Origin of the sequence: Bradyrhizobium sp. AUGA SZCCT0177, assembly GCF_018130125.1 — a bacterium.
Lineage (GTDB): Bacteria > Pseudomonadota > Alphaproteobacteria > Rhizobiales > Xanthobacteraceae > Bradyrhizobium.
The window spans coordinates 110,705-125,879 of record NZ_JAFCMA010000019.1 but is presented as its reverse complement, the minus strand read 5'-3'; the positions used below and the strand labels follow the sequence as shown (position 1 = coordinate 125,879).

At 62.6% G+C, this 15,175-nt stretch carries 16 protein-coding genes; 6 read left to right on the top strand and 10 right to left on the bottom strand.

Annotated features, from left to right (window positions below; genetic code table 11):
- The first annotated feature begins 26 nt into the window (after window positions 1-26).
- Window positions 27-1,514: a DHA2 family efflux MFS transporter permease subunit gene (locus JQ597_RS22525; protein WP_212266547.1), complete on the top strand. Its 1,488-nt coding sequence runs from the start codon at window positions 27-29 to the stop codon at window positions 1,512-1,514.
- Between the two features lie 48 nt (window positions 1,515-1,562).
- Window positions 1,563-1,877: a hypothetical protein gene (locus JQ597_RS22520; RefSeq protein ID WP_212266544.1), complete on the top strand. Its 315-nt coding sequence runs from the start codon at window positions 1,563-1,565 to the stop codon at window positions 1,875-1,877.
- Between the two features lie 98 nt (window positions 1,878-1,975).
- Here JQ597_RS22520 and JQ597_RS22515 read toward each other — a convergent pair whose 3' ends face one another.
- Together JQ597_RS22515 and JQ597_RS22510 are read right to left on the bottom strand one after the other, a co-directional pair.
- Window positions 1,976-2,179 (bottom strand): hypothetical protein, encoded by a 204-nt coding sequence (locus tag JQ597_RS22515; protein ID WP_192737942.1) that lies wholly within the window; start codon window positions 2,177-2,179, stop codon window positions 1,976-1,978.
- Between the two features lie 317 nt (window positions 2,180-2,496).
- Window positions 2,497-4,059 (bottom strand): 2-isopropylmalate synthase, encoded by a 1,563-nt coding sequence (locus JQ597_RS22510; protein WP_212266541.1) that lies wholly within the window; start codon window positions 4,057-4,059, stop codon window positions 2,497-2,499.
- Window positions 4,060-4,845: 786 nt separating this feature from the next.
- On the opposite strand from JQ597_RS22510, the gene JQ597_RS22505 reads away from it, so the two are divergent.
- Both JQ597_RS22505 and JQ597_RS22500 read left to right on the top strand, forming a co-directional pair.
- Entirely contained in the window at window positions 4,846-5,295 is a 450-nt protein-coding gene (locus tag JQ597_RS22505; RefSeq protein WP_212266539.1) for an MgtC/SapB family protein, read from the top strand.
- Between the two features lie 113 nt (window positions 5,296-5,408).
- Complete coding sequence (locus tag JQ597_RS22500; RefSeq protein WP_192737945.1) at window positions 5,409-5,666, top strand: hypothetical protein; 258 nt, start codon at window positions 5,409-5,411, stop codon at window positions 5,664-5,666.
- 85 nt (window positions 5,667-5,751) lie between these two features.
- On the opposite strand, the gene JQ597_RS22495 is transcribed toward JQ597_RS22500, so the two are convergent.
- From JQ597_RS22495 to JQ597_RS22470, 6 genes are all read right to left on the bottom strand, one after another.
- Window positions 5,752-6,678, bottom strand: a complete 927-nt coding sequence (locus JQ597_RS22495; RefSeq protein ID WP_212266537.1) for a polyphosphate kinase 2 family protein — start codon at window positions 6,676-6,678, stop codon at window positions 5,752-5,754.
- Entirely contained in the window at window positions 6,675-7,667 is a 993-nt protein-coding gene (locus JQ597_RS22490) for a branched-chain amino acid ABC transporter permease (protein ID WP_349628870.1), read from the bottom strand. Before JQ597_RS22490 ends, JQ597_RS22495 begins: the two co-directional genes overlap by 4 nt.
- Window positions 7,664-8,545, bottom strand: coding sequence for a branched-chain amino acid ABC transporter permease (locus JQ597_RS22485; RefSeq protein WP_192737948.1), 882 nt, complete (start codon window positions 8,543-8,545; stop codon window positions 7,664-7,666). Before JQ597_RS22485 ends, JQ597_RS22490 begins: the two co-directional genes overlap by 4 nt.
- A gap of 226 nt (window positions 8,546-8,771) precedes the next feature.
- Window positions 8,772-9,476, bottom strand: a complete 705-nt coding sequence (locus JQ597_RS22480) for an ABC transporter ATP-binding protein (protein ID WP_212034425.1) — start codon at window positions 9,474-9,476, stop codon at window positions 8,772-8,774.
- 2 nt (window positions 9,477-9,478) lie between these two features.
- Complete coding sequence (locus JQ597_RS22475; protein ID WP_212266533.1) at window positions 9,479-10,246, bottom strand: ABC transporter ATP-binding protein; 768 nt, start codon at window positions 10,244-10,246, stop codon at window positions 9,479-9,481.
- Between the two features lie 18 nt (window positions 10,247-10,264).
- The gene (locus JQ597_RS22470) at window positions 10,265-11,575 is read right to left on the bottom strand and encodes an ABC transporter substrate-binding protein (RefSeq protein ID WP_212266531.1); all 1,311 of its coding nucleotides are present in this window, start codon (window positions 11,573-11,575) and stop codon (window positions 10,265-10,267) included.
- 274 nt (window positions 11,576-11,849) lie between these two features.
- Here JQ597_RS22470 and JQ597_RS22465 point away from each other — a divergent pair, with 274 nt between their 5' ends.
- Entirely contained in the window at window positions 11,850-12,677 is an 828-nt protein-coding gene (locus JQ597_RS22465; RefSeq protein WP_212266529.1) for a FadR/GntR family transcriptional regulator, read from the top strand.
- Window positions 12,678-12,703: 26 nt separating this feature from the next.
- On the opposite strand, the gene JQ597_RS22460 is transcribed toward JQ597_RS22465, so the two are convergent.
- Both JQ597_RS22460 and JQ597_RS22455 read right to left on the bottom strand, forming a co-directional pair.
- The gene (locus tag JQ597_RS22460) at window positions 12,704-13,414 is read right to left on the bottom strand and encodes an NUDIX hydrolase (protein ID WP_212266527.1); all 711 of its coding nucleotides are present in this window, start codon (window positions 13,412-13,414) and stop codon (window positions 12,704-12,706) included.
- 43 nt (window positions 13,415-13,457) lie between these two features.
- Window positions 13,458-14,486 carry an ABC transporter substrate-binding protein gene (locus tag JQ597_RS22455; protein WP_212266524.1) on the bottom strand — a complete coding sequence of 343 codons (1,029 nt, stop codon included), beginning with the start codon at window positions 14,484-14,486 and terminating at the stop codon, window positions 13,458-13,460.
- A gap of 208 nt (window positions 14,487-14,694) precedes the next feature.
- On the opposite strand from JQ597_RS22455, the gene JQ597_RS22450 reads away from it, so the two are divergent.
- The gene (locus JQ597_RS22450; RefSeq protein WP_212266521.1) at window positions 14,695-15,144 is read left to right on the top strand and encodes a cupin domain-containing protein; all 450 of its coding nucleotides are present in this window, start codon (window positions 14,695-14,697) and stop codon (window positions 15,142-15,144) included.
- Window positions 15,145-15,175: the final 31 nt, after the last annotated feature.

The window sequence follows — 15,175 nt, the reverse complement described above, 5'->3', positions numbered from 1 at the left end:
TGGAGGCCGAGGACCCTGCCGGGACCATGTCCACGGCGCAGCGATATTTGACGCTGATGACGGTCGTGCTCGGCTCTTCGCTGTACGGCACGGCGCTGCTGACGACGTCGACCATCCTGCCGCAGATGCAGGGCGCGCTGTCGGCGACCCAGGACGAGGTCGCCTGGGTGATGACCTTCAACATCCTGGCGACCGCGGTCGTGACGCCGATGACCGGCTGGCTGGTGTCCCGCTTCGGCAGCAGGCGCGTGATGGTGTGGTCGGTCGGATGGTTCACGCTGGCGACGCTGCTGTGCGGCATGGCGCAATCGCTCGAGGGGCTGGTGCTGTGGCGCATCCTGCAGGGCGGCGCCGGGGCGCCGCTGGTACCGCTGTCGCAGTCGATCCTGTTCGCGACCTTCCCGCGCCGCCAGCACTCGATGGTGATGTCGATCTTCGGCATGGCGGTCGCGGTCGCGCCGGTGTTCGGCCCGGTGTATGGCGGCTATCTCGCCGAGGCGCATAGCTGGCGCTGGTCGTTCTACATGCTGGTGCCGATCGGGATTGCGGCCACGATCGGCATGGCCTGGACGCTGCCCTCCGACAACCAGTTGACCAAGGTCCGCTTCGACTGGACCGGCTTCCTCGCGCTGGCGACCGCGCTGGCGGCCATTCAGCTGGTGCTCGCCCGCGGCGCACGGCTGGACTGGTTCGACTCGACCGAGATCGTGGTCGAATGCCTGATTGCGGGCATCGCGTTCTATGTTTTTCTCATCCACAGTCTCGACGCCCGCAATCCGTTCGTGAACCTGAAACTCCTGACCGACCGCAATTATGCGATCGGGCTGGCGCTGGTGACGATCTACGGCATGCTGAACTTCACGCCGATGGTGTTGCTGCCGCCGCTGCTGCAGCAGCAGGCCGGTTATCCCGACGCGTTGGTCGGACAGGTGATCGGATCGCGCGGTCTCGGAATGCTGGTCGGCTTCATGATCGCCGGCTTGATGAACCGGCTCGATCCGCGCCTCACCATGGCCTTCGGCTTTGGCCTGCAGACCGTGGCGGGGCTGTGGATGCTGACCTTCGACCTCAACGTCACGATGGAGATCCTGGTCATCAACAGCATGATCCAGGGATTTGCCGTCGGCGTCGTCTGGGTGCCGATCACGGCGGTGGCGTTCGGAACGCTGGACGCCAAGCATTATGCGGAAGCATCCGCGATCTTCCATTTGCTGCGCAATATCGGTTCGAGCTTCTTCATCTCGCTGTCGATCGCCGAAATCGTGCGTACCTCGGGCGCCAATTACAGCCGGATGACCGAGATGATCTCACCCTATAACCGCGCGCTGACGACGCCGGGCCTTACCGGCGGGTGGAATTTCGACACCGTGCCGGGCCTTGCCAAGGTGGCAAAAGAGATCGCCCGCCAGTCGATGATGATCGGCTATCTGAATGCGTTCACGATGTACACGGTGACGTCGGGCCTCGCCGTCATCTTCGTCCTGATGGTGCGGGGCCGCAGGACGGCGGCTTGATGCGAGCTAGATCACCGGGTTCTTACGGGCGTCGGCCGTCGCGTTTCCGTGATAAGTTTTTCGCGGAACGGCTTTGATGAAACAATTCTGTCCACCAACGAAGCCATTTTAGTGATCTGGCGAACACTTCCTGAAACCATTGTCAGGCATACTGAGGCGTTACTGAACAAGCAATTTCACCAGACCAGCGGTGGCATCCTCAACGAAGTGGAACACGCCGTGCTTTCAGAAAAATTCTTTCTGCTGTTGGAGACCCTCCGGAGTGAGGCCGAGCGAAGCCCGACCTATTCGGACGGCAGCACCCGGGTGATCAGCACCTCGCCGCACGTCCCGGTCCAGCTGCCTGCCGCCGACCGGAAGTAGAGCGCGCTTGCGCCAGTCGCGACGTCTCGCGACGTTCAAACGCACGACGCCGCACCTGCCCGGCGCGGCGTCGCTTCGCGGCAACCTTGGCTGACCGATCAACCGACGTTCTTGGGGCCGATCGGGAAATCGCCCTTCGGGCCCGGCTTCGGGTCGAGCGTTCCATCCACGATGCAGTAGCCGATTCCCAATGCAACGCCCAAGGCGATGAAGGGAAACCAGCCGCCGCTGACCTGGTCCAGCTTGGCATCCGACAACGGCGCAAGGCCGTCGGCGTTCAGAGTTGCTTGCGTGTTGGCCATCATTGTCTCCTTCAATAGGCCGTCCATCCCTCAACGCCCATCCAAGGGATCGAGATCGTCGAGGGTCGGCATCGAGGCTGACCAAAACCGGATGTTTGTGCTGTGACCGGAATCACGGTGTCATCGAGCGAGTGCGCTCGACTCGAGGGCAAAGCAAAAACGCGGCGCCGAGGGCACCGCGTTTCGTTTTCTCCCATTTCATTCGCCGTCATTCCGGGGCGTCCGAAGGACGAACCTCAGGCGCGCAATTGCGCACCGGGGAATCTCGAGATTCCGGGTTCGCTTCGCGCCCCGGAATGACGGCGCAACTAGCGCCGTCAGCTCGCCACCGCCGACGACGGCATGTCGCGCTCGCGCTTCATGACGATCTTGTTGAGCGCGCCGAGATAGGCTTTTGCCGAAGCGACCAGCGTATCCGGATCTGATGCCTTGGAGGTCATCGAGCGGCCTTCATGGGCGAGCCGCACCGAGACCTCGGCTTGCGCGTCGGTGCCTTCCGTGACCGCGTGGACCTGGTACAGCTCGAGCTTGGCCTCGTGCGGCACCAGCGCCTTGATGCAGTTGAACACCGCATCGACCGGGCCATTGCCTTCGGCCTCCTCGATCTTGGTCTGGCCGCCAATGTCGAGCTTCATGGTGGCGCGCTGCGGCCCATGGGTGCCCGCGATGACCGTCAGCGACGTCAGCTTGATGCGGTCATGCGAGTTGGCGATTTCCTGATCGACCAGCGCCTCGATGTCCTCGTCGTAGATGTCCTTCTTGCGGTCGGCCAGCGCCTTCATCCGCACGAAGGCGTCTTCCAGCTGGTTGGCGCCGAGCTTGTAGCCCATCTCCTCCAGCTTGTGCACGAAGGCATGACGTCCGGAATGCTTGCCGAGCACCAGCGACGACTTCTTCAGGCCGATCATCTCGGGGCGCATGATCTCGTAGGTCGAGGCGTCCTTCAGCACGCCGTCCTGATGGATGCCGCTTTCATGGGCAAACGCGTTACGGCCGACGATCGCCTTGTTGTACTGCACCGGGAACGAGGTCGCCGCCGACACCAGTTTCGAGGCCCGCGTCAGCATTGTGGTGTCGATCTTGTTCCACCACGGAAACACGTCGTTGCGGACGTTCATCGCCATCACGACTTCTTCCAGCGCGGCGTTGCCGGCCCGCTCGCCGATGCCGTTGACGGTGCATTCGATCTGGCGCGCGCCGCCGGCGATGCCGGCCAGCGAATTCGCCACGGCCATGCCGAGGTCGTTGTGGCAGTGCACGGAGAAGACCGCCTTGTCGGAATTCGGCACCCGCTCGATCAGCGTGCGCATGAAGCGGGTGTATTCCTCGGGCGTGGTGTAGCCGACGGTGTCCGGAATGTTGACCGTGGTGGCGCCGGCCTTGATCACGGCCTCGACGATGCGGCAGAGATAATCCATCTCGCTGCGGGTGGCATCCTCGGCCGACCATTCGACGTCGTCGATCTGGTTGCGGGCGCGGGTGACGTTGGCGATCGAGAGCTCCATCACCTGCTCGGGCGTCATGTTCAGCTTGACGCGCATGTGCAGCGGCGAGGTCGCGATCACGGTATGGACGCGGCCGCGCCTGGCGAATTTCACCGCCTCGGCGCAGCGGTCGATGTCCTTCGGATTGGCGCGCGACAGACCTGCGATGACAGAGTTCTTGGAGCGGCGGGCGATCTCGCTGACCGCCTGGAAGTCGCCTTCGGAGGTGATCGGGAAGCCGGCCTCGATGACGTCGACGCCCATGTCGTCGAGCATCTCGGCGATCTCGACCTTTTCCTCGAACGTCATGGTGGCGCCGGGGCACTGCTCGCCGTCGCGCAAGGTGGTGTCGAATACGATTACGCGGTCCTTCTCGGACTTATTGGCTGTGGTCATCTGCAACTTCCTTTGGGTGGTGCGCCGTTTTTTGGGCGCTGAAGGGTTCCTTGATCTCACGCAACCCCTGAGTGCCCAGGCGCAACCGCCCAGACGGCCCTCAGGGGCCGATAAGAAGCAGAAGCCCGCCAATAAGGAGGGTGGGCAAGGACGCAGCCGGAATCGCGCAGGTACGAACGGCCGAGGCCGATCCACCCTGAACTCCAACATTTTCGCTGCGAATCAGCATTGCCAGACCCTTGAGGAGACGAAATCCTTAGCCAAAACCATTGACAGTTCGTTGCCGGGACCACGTTCCATGGCCGTTCTAGACGAGAAATATGGCCGGCCGCAATGCCAAAAGATGGTCAGGATGGATGACCTAACGGGGCAAAAGCGCCGCAGGGTAAACGGCGTCCTGCCCTCAGCATCCCCCGGACACGCAGCCGTGAGGGGTCAGCCTCCCCTTCCCCGTCGTTGCGCCGGGTTGAAAGCCAGGCCGCGAGAACCATCTCTAGCCAGGGTGGAGATTTGTAAAATGGAGCGGCGCATGAGCCCTCGGTTTCTCCTGCTGACCTTGCTGGCGGCCTTTGGCCTTGCAGTTCTGTTTGCAACGCTCACAACGGTCCGGCAGTTGCACATCCAAACGTCCGCGATCACACAACCGCTGCACCGGGGTTGAGCGCCGCGGATACGCCTTACGCGGATGCCACATTTGTTCCACCATCCCTGAGCGCTTAAAGCCGCATGGTGATACGCGGATGCCGACTGTATGACCGATGATCGGTTCATGGACGGGGCACGCGTTTGGACAGGTTTCAGATCGGTAGTCACATCATTGCGCTGGCCGCCGCCTTCGCGCTCGCGGTGCCGATCGGCTGGGATCGCGAGAAGCGCGCACGAAGCGCCGGCTTAAGGACGTTTCCGCTCGTCGCCCTGGCCAGTTGCGGCTTCGTGCAAGCCAGCGAAAACCTGCTCGTGCACTCCCCCGACGGCATGGCGAAAGTCATCGAAGGGCTGATTACCGGCATCGGCTTCATCGGCGGCGGCGCCATTCTCAAACAGGGCACCTCTGTTCACGGCACCGCGACCGCGGCAAGCCTGTGGGCGACCGGCGCGATCGGCGTTTCCGTTGGGCTCGGAAGTTATGACGTCGCCGTCACGGTCGCCGTGTTTACCTTCCTGACGTTGCGCCTCCTGACGCTCGTCAAGGACGAGAGCGATGAAGGCGAAGGCGGCAAACCCGATCGGACCTGACGGGGCGCACAGCGTAAAGGCGCTTTGCTGCGCGAGGCCCCTGCCTCAACCTTTGCGTAAAGCCGGTTTATGGACGTAAGCTGCCGGGTACCGATCCGACAGGAGGCTGTCTCATGCCAAAGAAGGGGGTTACGGGCCATGACGAGTGGGTGGTGACCCAGGCACTCGCCACGGCCCTGGTCGCGCTCGAACAGCTTCCGGAGAAGATTCAGCCGCGACCCCATATGGAGGATCTCCGAAAACTCCTGATTGCCGGCTGCGCCCCCGGTAGCGAGGGTCTGCATCTGGCCCAGGCGAAGTGCCGGCTGTTTCCGCAAACCGATCCGGAGACGATCTACCGGGAGTATGGCCTGGAGGGCGGTCGGGACTGAGGGGTCAGTAGGATGGGTAGAGCGCAGCGAAACCCATCATCTCACCCGCGGAAGCCTCGATGGGTTTCGCTGCGCTCTACCCATCCTACTTCTTCGCAACCTCGCCCTTCTCCTCCGCCAGCAGCGCCTCACGCACCTGCTTGAACTCGCTGCGGTCGGCCTTGTCGACCTCGGGGAAACGCAAATCCAGCCGGTCGAGCGCGCTGACGATGGTCGAGCCGATCACGACGCGGGCGAACCATTTGTGGTCGGCCGGCACCACATGCCATGGCGCGTGGCGCGCCGACGTGTGACGGATCATGTCCTGGTAGGCGGCCTGGTATTTAGCCCACAGCTTGCGCTCGGCAATATCGGCCAGCGAGAACTTCCAGTTCTTGGCGGGCTCGTCCAGCCGGGCGAGAAAGCGCTCGCGCTGCTCTTCCTCGGAGATGTTGAGGAAGAATTTCAGGATCACGGTGCCGTTGCGCGCGAGGTAACGCTCCATGGCCGAGATATCCTCGAACCGTTCGCGCCAGATATTCCTAGTCACCAGCTTTTTCGGAATCTTCTGCTTTCCGAGAATCTCGGTGTGCACGCGCACGACAAGGCATTCCTCGTAATAGGAGCGGTTGAAGATACCGATTCGGCCACGCTCGGGCAGCGCGATCATGCTGCGCCAGAGAAAATCGTGGTCGAGCTCCCTGGTCGATGGCTGCTTGAACGACGTGACCTCGCAGCCCTGCGGGTTGATGCCGTCGAACACGCTCTTGATTGCCGAGTCCTTGCCGGCGGCGTCCATGCCCTGAAACACCAGAAGCATCGACCAATTGTCCTGCGCGTAAAGCTTCTCCTGATAATCGCTCAGCCGCTTGCGGTTGGCCTCGATGATCTTCTCGCCCTTGTCCTTGTCGAGACCACCCTTCTCGCTGGTCTTGTGCGATTTCAGGTGAAACTCTCCTGTTCCGTCAACGCGAAACGGGGCGACAAAGGGTTTTAGCGTATCGCCAAGCGGTTGCTGTGATTTCTTGCTCATGAGGCTACGGGCTTCTGCTCGCCAGACTTCTTGGGTTGCGTCTTGAACCGATCCATGACGCTACCAAGAATGCCCTTGGGAAGGAATATGATGAACAGCACCAGCAGCACGCCGTAGACCAGATTGTCCCAGCCCACCGCCTTGGTCCCGAACCAGATGCGCAGAAATTCGGCAAGCAGGATCGTGATGATGGCGCCGACCGTCGGCCCGAACGACACGTAGACGCCGCCGACGATGACGGCGAACACCATCTGCAGCGACACCGCAATGCCGCTGACCGTGTCGGGCGAGATGAACATCTGGTACTGGCAGTACAGCGCGCCTGCGAGCGCCGTCATCAGCGCACTGATGATGGTGATCTTGAGCTTTTCGAAGGTCACGTTGACGCCGGCGGCGGCCGCCGCGTCCTCGTCGTCCGAGATCGCCTCCATGGCGTAGCGGCTCATGCTGCGGTCGACCCATTGCCAGATCAGAAGTCCGACCACCCAGACGAACAGCGCGATCAGATACCACGTCGTCTTGTCGTCGAACTGCAGCGCCAGCAACTGGCTGCCCTTGGTGCGGTTCGGCGTGTAGCCGAGCGAGCCGCCGGTGTAGTCGCGCGTCGCGGTGATGACCTGCAGCACGATGCCGGACAGCGCCAGCGTCACCAGCACGAAATAGTGCCCGGTGATGCGGTAGCGGAAGCAGGGATAGGCGACGATGACCGCGAGCAACCCCGCGCACACCATGCTGAGCGGAATGCCGATCCACGGCGAGACGCCGAGATGGTTCCAGAGCAACGCCGTGACATAGGCGCCGACGCCCATGAAGCCGCCATGGCCGAGCGACACCAGGCCGAAGCGGCCCATGATCGACCACGACGTATAGGCGAACGACCAGATCAGGATCAGCACCAGGATGTGCAGATGATAGGGCTGACGATAGACGAAGGGCAGCGCGATCAGCGCCGCTATTCCGACGACCCAGGCAATGGTTCGCGCGTTCACGAGCGCCTCGCGAATAGGCCCGCGGGCCGGATGAACATCATGACGATGAAGAAGGCGAAGGCGAGCACGTAGCCCCATTCGAGGTCGGAGAACAGGCCGCCGAGCGAAATGATCTCGGCGAACACGAACGCCGCGATGAAGCCGCCCACAAAGTTGCCGAGCCCGCCGAGCACGCAGATCAGGAAGGTGATCGGCCCGAACGACAGGCCGACAAAAGGATGCACGTCGTATTGCAGCACGAGGAGACAGGCAGCCAGCCCCGCCAGCGCACCGCCCAGCGCCGAGGTGACGAGGTAGATGCGCTTGGTGTCGACGCCCATCAGCGACATGATCTGGCGGTCCTGCGAGATGGCGCGGATCGCGGTGCCGGTATAGGTGCGTGTCATGAAGAAATAGACGCTGACCATGCCGATCAGGGCTGCGGCAAAGGACAACAGCCGCGAATAGCTGAAGTGCATCTCGCCGAGCGCCAGTACCGGCAGGCGGATGCCGAGATTGCGGAAGTCGATGCCGAAGGCGACAGTGGCAAAGCTCTGCAGGATGAACAGCACGCCGCCGGTGGCGAGCAGCTGGTTGATCGGCGGCGCGGTGAGCAGCGGCGCGATCACGATGTAGTGCAATGCTGCCCCCAGCAGCGCCACCAGCAAAATGGTCAGCGGCGCCGCCGCCCAGTACGGCAGGCCGTAAAACTGGACCAGATAGTACATGCCGTACATGCCGATCATGACCAGCTCGGCATAGCAGATCCAGGTCACGTCGATGACGCCGAAGATCAAATTGAGCCCGAGCGCCAATAGCGCCAGCACCCCGCCGAGCAGGATGCCGTTGACCACGGCTTCCAGCAGATAGATGTCGAAGATATCAAGAAATCCCTGCATCGCTTTGCCCTAGACCGTGACGACATTTGGTTGAGTTGGCGCAGCCGTCATCCCCGGATGAGCGCATTCGCGCTCACTCGGGAGGAGCGAGCGCAGCGAGCCTCGAAGGATGGGCCACGGGTACTCATCCTTCGAGGCGCGCAAGAGCGCCCACCTACGGGTGAACGCAATTGCGTTCATCCCGGGGATGACGAGAGACTGTCTGAACGCGCCAAACGTCATCATGCTAAACCCCGAGATACGCCTGCTTGATCGTATCGTTGCTCATCATCTCCGCCGAGGTACCGGACGCGCGGATGCTGCCGGCCTCGAGCAGGTAGGCGCGATCGACCACGCGCAGCACCTGCTGCACGTTCTGCTCGACGATCAGCACCGTCAGCCCGCTGGCGCGGATCCGCTTCACCAGCTCGAACACCTGCTGAACCACGACCGGCGCCAGACCCGCCGACGGCTCGTCGAGCAGCAGCAGTTTCGGGTTCGACATCAGCGCGCGGCCGATCGCGCACATCTGCTGTTCGCCGCCCGACATGGTGCCCGCCATCTGGCTGCGGCGTTCCTTCATGCGCGGAAACAGGTCGAACACGAATTCCAGCCGCTCGGCATATTTGGCGCGGGCGCCTTCCATGTAGGCGCCCATCTTCAGATTGTCGTCAACCGTGAGCCGCGGAAACAGCCGGCGGTTTTCCGGCACATGCGCGATGCCGAGGCTGACGATGCGATGCGCCGGGGTCGCCAGCACGTCGGTGCCTTCCATCGAGATCGAGCCTCTGGTGGGCCGGATCAGGCCGGAGATCACCCGCATCAGCGTGGTCTTGCCGGCGCCGTTGGGGCCGATCACGCCGACCGCCTCGCCCGCCTTGACGTCGAGGCTAACGCCGAACAACGCCTGGAAAGTGCCGTAACCCGCATCGACCGATTTCAATTCGAGCATGCCTAGTCCCCTGCCCGCCGGCGCGCTTCCCCGGCCGCGGCTAGAGTCGAATCCGCATCGGTGCCGAGATAGACCTCGATCACGCGGGGATCGCTCGACACCGCACTCGGCAAGCCTTCGGAAATCTTTTCGCCGTGGTCGAGCACCATGACGCGATCGACCACGCGCATCAGCACGCCCATGATGTGCTCGACCCAGATGATGGTGATGCCGAGTTCGTCGCGGATCCTGCGCAGCATGTCCGCCGCAGCATCCATCTCTTTCTCGTCGAGGCCGCCGAGGCTTTCGTCGGCGAGCAGAAGTTTCGGCCCGGTCGCAAGCGCTTTTGCAAGTTCGAGCTTCTTCAGGCCGGCGGCCCCGAGGCCGTCGACGGTGGCATGGCGATCGGTGGTCAGGCCGACCATATGAAGCGCCTTTTCGGCGGCCTCATCGGCCTTGGCGCGGCTGTGGCTGCCCTGGCCGTAGTAACCGGCCAGCGCCACGTTTTCGAAGATGCTGAGCCGGTGAAACGGCCGCGGGATCTGGAAGGTGCGGCCGATGCCGCGGTTGATGATGCGATGCGGCGCGACGCCCGCGATCTCCGCGCCGTCGAACAGAATCGAGCCGGCGGTCGGGACCAGCGTGCCCGACAGCATGTTGAAGATCGTGCTCTTGCCGGAGCCGTTCGGCCCGATCAGGCCGAGAATCTCGCCCTGTTCGACCCGGAACGATACGTTGTTGACCGCGGTGAAGCCGCCGAAGCGCTTCACCAACCCGTTCACCGTCAGCACCCCAGATACTCCGCTAACCTACTGGCTGCTGAAGGTGGTGCCCTTCGGCAGGGGCAACACGGCCTCGCGTTGCGCCTGGCTCTTCGGCCACACCACATACGACTTGTCGTCGACATACTGGATCACCACCGGGAACGAGCGTTCGTTCTGGCCGGCCATCTGCTGGCCTTCGCCGTAGAACTTGACGCCGAAGCCGAGCATGGTGCCGCCTTCCGGCAAATCGACTTCGAGCGAGGCCTTGCGCAACGCCTCGGGATCGACGCCGCCATACTTCTTGATCGCGCGCGGCAGCACCTCGGTCATGAATACGTAGGTGTTGGACGCGGCCATGCCGACATGGGCGGAACGGATGGCGACGCCGGGTTTGGCCTTGTCGAACTCCTCACCCACCATCTTGATCATCGGCGGCAGCTTCGGATCCATCGACTTCTGGTTGGCAAGCCAGATCGAGATCGGGTCGGCGTTGAAGACGTAGTTGACGTCGGCGCCGAGGCCTTCCTTCAGCTTCTCGTAGACGCCGTAGCCCGCACCATGGCCGACCAGCGCGCCGAATTTCAAGCCCTGCTCGCGCGCCTGGCGCAGCAGCAGCGTGATGTCCGGGTTGTAGCCGGTGTGGAAGACCACGTCGGGCCGGCCGCGCTTCAGCTTGGTGACGAGCGCGGAAAGATCCGGCGCGGTGGCGGAATAGCCCTCCTTCAGGACGACGTTGAAGCCGGCCTTCTTGGCGCCCGCCTCGTTGCCCTTCGACACGTCGACGCCATAGGCGCCGTCTTCATGGATGATCGCAACCCGCAGGTCCTTCGGCTCCTTGCCGAACTTTTCCTTGGAGTTCTGGGCGATGAAATCCATCGTCATCAGGCCGAATTGATCGCCACTGGCCTGCGGGCGGAAGATATATTTGAAATTCTTGTCGGCGAGCACCGCCGAGGAAATGCAGGTGGTGATCCACATGAACTTCTTCAGCTGCTCGACGCGGGCGGCCACCGGCACGCATTGCGCCGACGAGAAGAAGCCGAGCAGCATGTCGACCTTTTCCTGCTCGACGAGGCGGATCGCCTCGTTGATGGCGACATCGGGCTTGCTCTGCGCGTCGGCGTAAACCGCCTCGATCTTGTAGCCTTCGACGCCGGTCTTGCTGAAATGGTCGAGCATGATCTTGGCGCCGGTGTATTGCAGCTCGGAACCGCCGCCGGCGAGCGGGCCGGTCAGGTCGTAGATCACGCCGATCTTGATTTTCTTTTCCTGAGCTTCGGCGGCAACCGCCATCCCCAGCACCGCCACCGCGGCGGACAGCCCGACAAACAGGCGCGCAACCTTGTGCCCCGGCATCAAATCCTCCCGTATATGGTGCGATGCACCTTTTTGTTTTTGTCGTATCTTTTTTCGACATCACACGGGTAGCGCCGTGCGATGTCAAGGCAATAACCAAGGTTACACTGTCGCGGCACCTCGGCATCCAAAAAAATATCAGTCGCAGCACAACCGATGCGCGCAGCCGCTCAATCATCGGATGTTAAACATCGGATGATTGCTAGCATACATCACCCATGCTAGCAAATCGCAAATCTCAGCCAAATCTCAACAACGTCAAGAGGAGAAGGAGGTGGCCAAGCCGAAGAGCGCCGACAAGCGTGTCAAGCCGGGGCGCATTCGCAACGTGTTGACGACACTCGGCCGCGAAATTGCGCAGGATCTCATTCCGGTCGGAGCGGCCCTGCCACCGGAGCCGGATCTCGAAACCCGCTTCGGCGTCGGACGCGGCGTGGTGCGGGAGGCCATCAAGACGCTCGCCGCAAAAGGACTGGTCAGCGTCCGCCCCCGGCATGGCACGCACGTGCTGCCGCGCAGTGAATGGAGCCTGCTCGACCGCGACGTTCTGAGCTGGCTGGTCGGCAAGGACGAGCCGGGCCGCGATCTTCTGCTGGCAATCCAGGAAGTCCGCTCGATCATCGAGCCGGCGGCCGCAGCGCTCGCCGCCGAGCGCGCCACCAAGAACGACCGCTGGCGGATCAATGCGGCTTTGGCCGCGATGGAAACCGCGCAGGACCAGGCGAGCACCATCGCCGCGGACAAGGCGTTTCATCTCGCGATCCTCGACGCCACGCACAACCCGGTGCTGCAAGGCTTCCGTGGCGCCATCGACACCATCCTGAGCACGGTCTTCATTGTCGCGGTGGGCAGCGCCGGCTGGTTCCGGGACAATTTGCCCAACCATGCCGCCGCCGCACGCGCGATCGAGAGCGGCGACGCCGAGAAGGCGCGGATCGCGATGGAGCGGGTGCTTGGCTACACCAAATTCAAACTGTCGAACCGCAAGACGGCGACCGCCGCCGAGCGACGGTCGGCCGGCACGGTCGCAAGCACGCCAACGAAAAGAGCAATCGTCAAGAAGGCGAGCGCCAACAAAAAGCGAAAGCGCCACGTGTCGTAGTATGAAACGCTCGACCCATGTCCTCGCTACGCCGCAAACTGCGCCTCAATGAACGCCGTCACGAAGCGTGGCATCGCTGAGGTGAGATCGCGCGTTCCGCGCACCAGATGAATGGCCGATAATTCGGGCGATTGCTGCAAAGCGAGATTGGCCTCGATCCGGCTGCGCAATGCCTCGCCCGATATATCGACGTGCAACAGCCGGATCATTGCCAGCGCCGGGCCGGTGTAGACGCAATGCCAATCCGGATCGCTCCGGTACTCCCCCGGCACGAGACCGGTTTCCTCCTCGAGTTCGCGCGCCACACTGCCGGATATGTCGAGCGCGCCATCCCTGACGTCGTCGAGATCGGGCGTGCCTGACGGAAAATAGATTCGTCCGGCGTTGGAGGTGTGCTGGCCCATCTCGCCGAGCACGAATGCGCCGTCAGCGCAGCGCAGCGCGCCCATCCCAAAACCGTTGAACACGTCCCGGTCCGGAAAGCCCCAGTCACGCCAGGCCAGGAAGCTCGCGAAATCAGTCTCGAAATAGCCGGCCGTGAGGTGACTGACGGCAAACACAGGATGGCGTCCGAGCAGCACGCGTCCGTTCCACAGTTGCGGATTGTCGCGCTGCGCCTGCGCGAAATGCGCATCGATCTCCGCCCGCCGCGCGGCGGCGAACGGCCAGGACCAGGATTCGACCGGCAGATCGAGCGAGGTAACGCGATGAATGACCGGTGGTGTCGTGCCATTCATCGCCGCATCACTTCCGACATTGCGTCACGCACGACTTCACGTGTTATTTGGCGCTCGAGCCGGTCGTCTTCTTGACCTGATCGACATATTTGTTGGTGTAGGTCTTGGTGACGTCGATGTTGGCTTTTGCCACCTCGGGTGAGCTTTCGCTGAACACCGCCAGCACCGCATCCGCGCCCTTCGGGTCCATCTTGCCGTTCAGCGAATACATCGGGATCGTGTTCTTCAGCGCCGCCAGATACAGCTCCTTGTTCTTGCCGACGATCTCTTCCGGCATTTTCGCCATGATCTCTTCCGGCGAATGGGAGTGAATCCAGGTCAGCGTGTTGACGATCGCCGTGGTCAAAGCCTGCACTTCCTTCTCGTGGGATTTGATCCATGCCGCCGTGGTGTAGAGCGAGCCGCCCGGATATTCGCCGCCGAACACTTCGAGCGTATCCTTTTGCGTGCGGGTGTCGCTGAGGATCTTGAGGTCGGGATAGCTGCCCTGCAGCACCGTGACCGATGGATCCAGCATCACGGCCGCGTCGATCTGACCCTGCTGCATCGCCGCGACAGCGGTGGCGCCAAGGCCGACGCCGATCACCGAGGCGCTGGTCGGATCAAGGCCGTTTTTCTTGAGCAGATACTTCAGGAAGAAGTCGGTCGAGGATCCCGGCGCGCTGACGCCGACCTTCTTGCCGGCGAGATCCTTGATCGAGTTGATTTCCTTGTTGTGCGAGGGCGACACGACAAGCACCAGCCCGGGATAGCGGTCATAGACCACGAACGACACCAGCTCCTGCTTCTTGGCCGCCAGATTGACGCAATGGTCGAAATAGCCGGAAACCACGTCGGCGCTGCCGCCCAGCACGGCCTTCAGTGCATCCGAGCCGCCCTTGAGATCGACCAGCTCGACGGCAAGGCCGGCTTTTTCGTATTCGCCGAGCTGCCTGGCCAGCACCGTCGGCAGATAGCACAGGCAGGACCCGCCCCCGATCGCGATGGTGACCTTGCTTTGCGCTGCGGCAAAGCCTGACGTCAGGACCAGCGCCAGCAGCGCCCCGGCCAGCCGGCCAACAATTTTCTTCATGGTTTCCTCCGATGGGTTGCCGACAGGATAATGCAGTGCACAGGCCTTGAGAAGGCGACTTTGCCGACAATGCGAGGGCCATTATTGCAACGCTGGTCCGCTCGCTGCGGTTTATTCCATCGCGGATGCGTGGTCTTTCGTCGCGCTGGCGAAGTGCGGCTTCGCGGCGTAGCATTCCGCCGCAAAAGTTTCCCTGGGAGGACTATCCATGAATCGTATCGCCATCACCTTGTCAATTGCCACCGCCTTTGCCGCCGGCTGCGGCGTCACGCATCTGCTGCGCCCGGCCCTTGCCGCCGAAAACATCACCGCGCAGGTCATCTCGACCGGCGATCTCGAAGGGGACAAGCTGTCTCCTCTCAACGCCGGCGGCATGCGCAACAAAATGCTGGTCTCCGCGGATGGCGTGACCATCGCGATCCAGGATGGCAGCCCGCCGAAGCATCTGCATGCCAACGCCAACGAGATTCAGTACATCCTCGAAGGCACCGGAACGATCTGGCTTGGCGACAAGGAAGTGACGGTGAAGCCGGGCGACCTCGTCGTCATCCCCAAAGGCACCCCGCATGGCGGTACCAAGCCTGTCGGCCGCACCATCAAGGCGATCGCGATCAAGACCCCGCCGCAGGCGCCGGATGACACGAAGATCTTGAACTGAGGGTATCACCGTCGTCCCGGCTCAAGGCCGG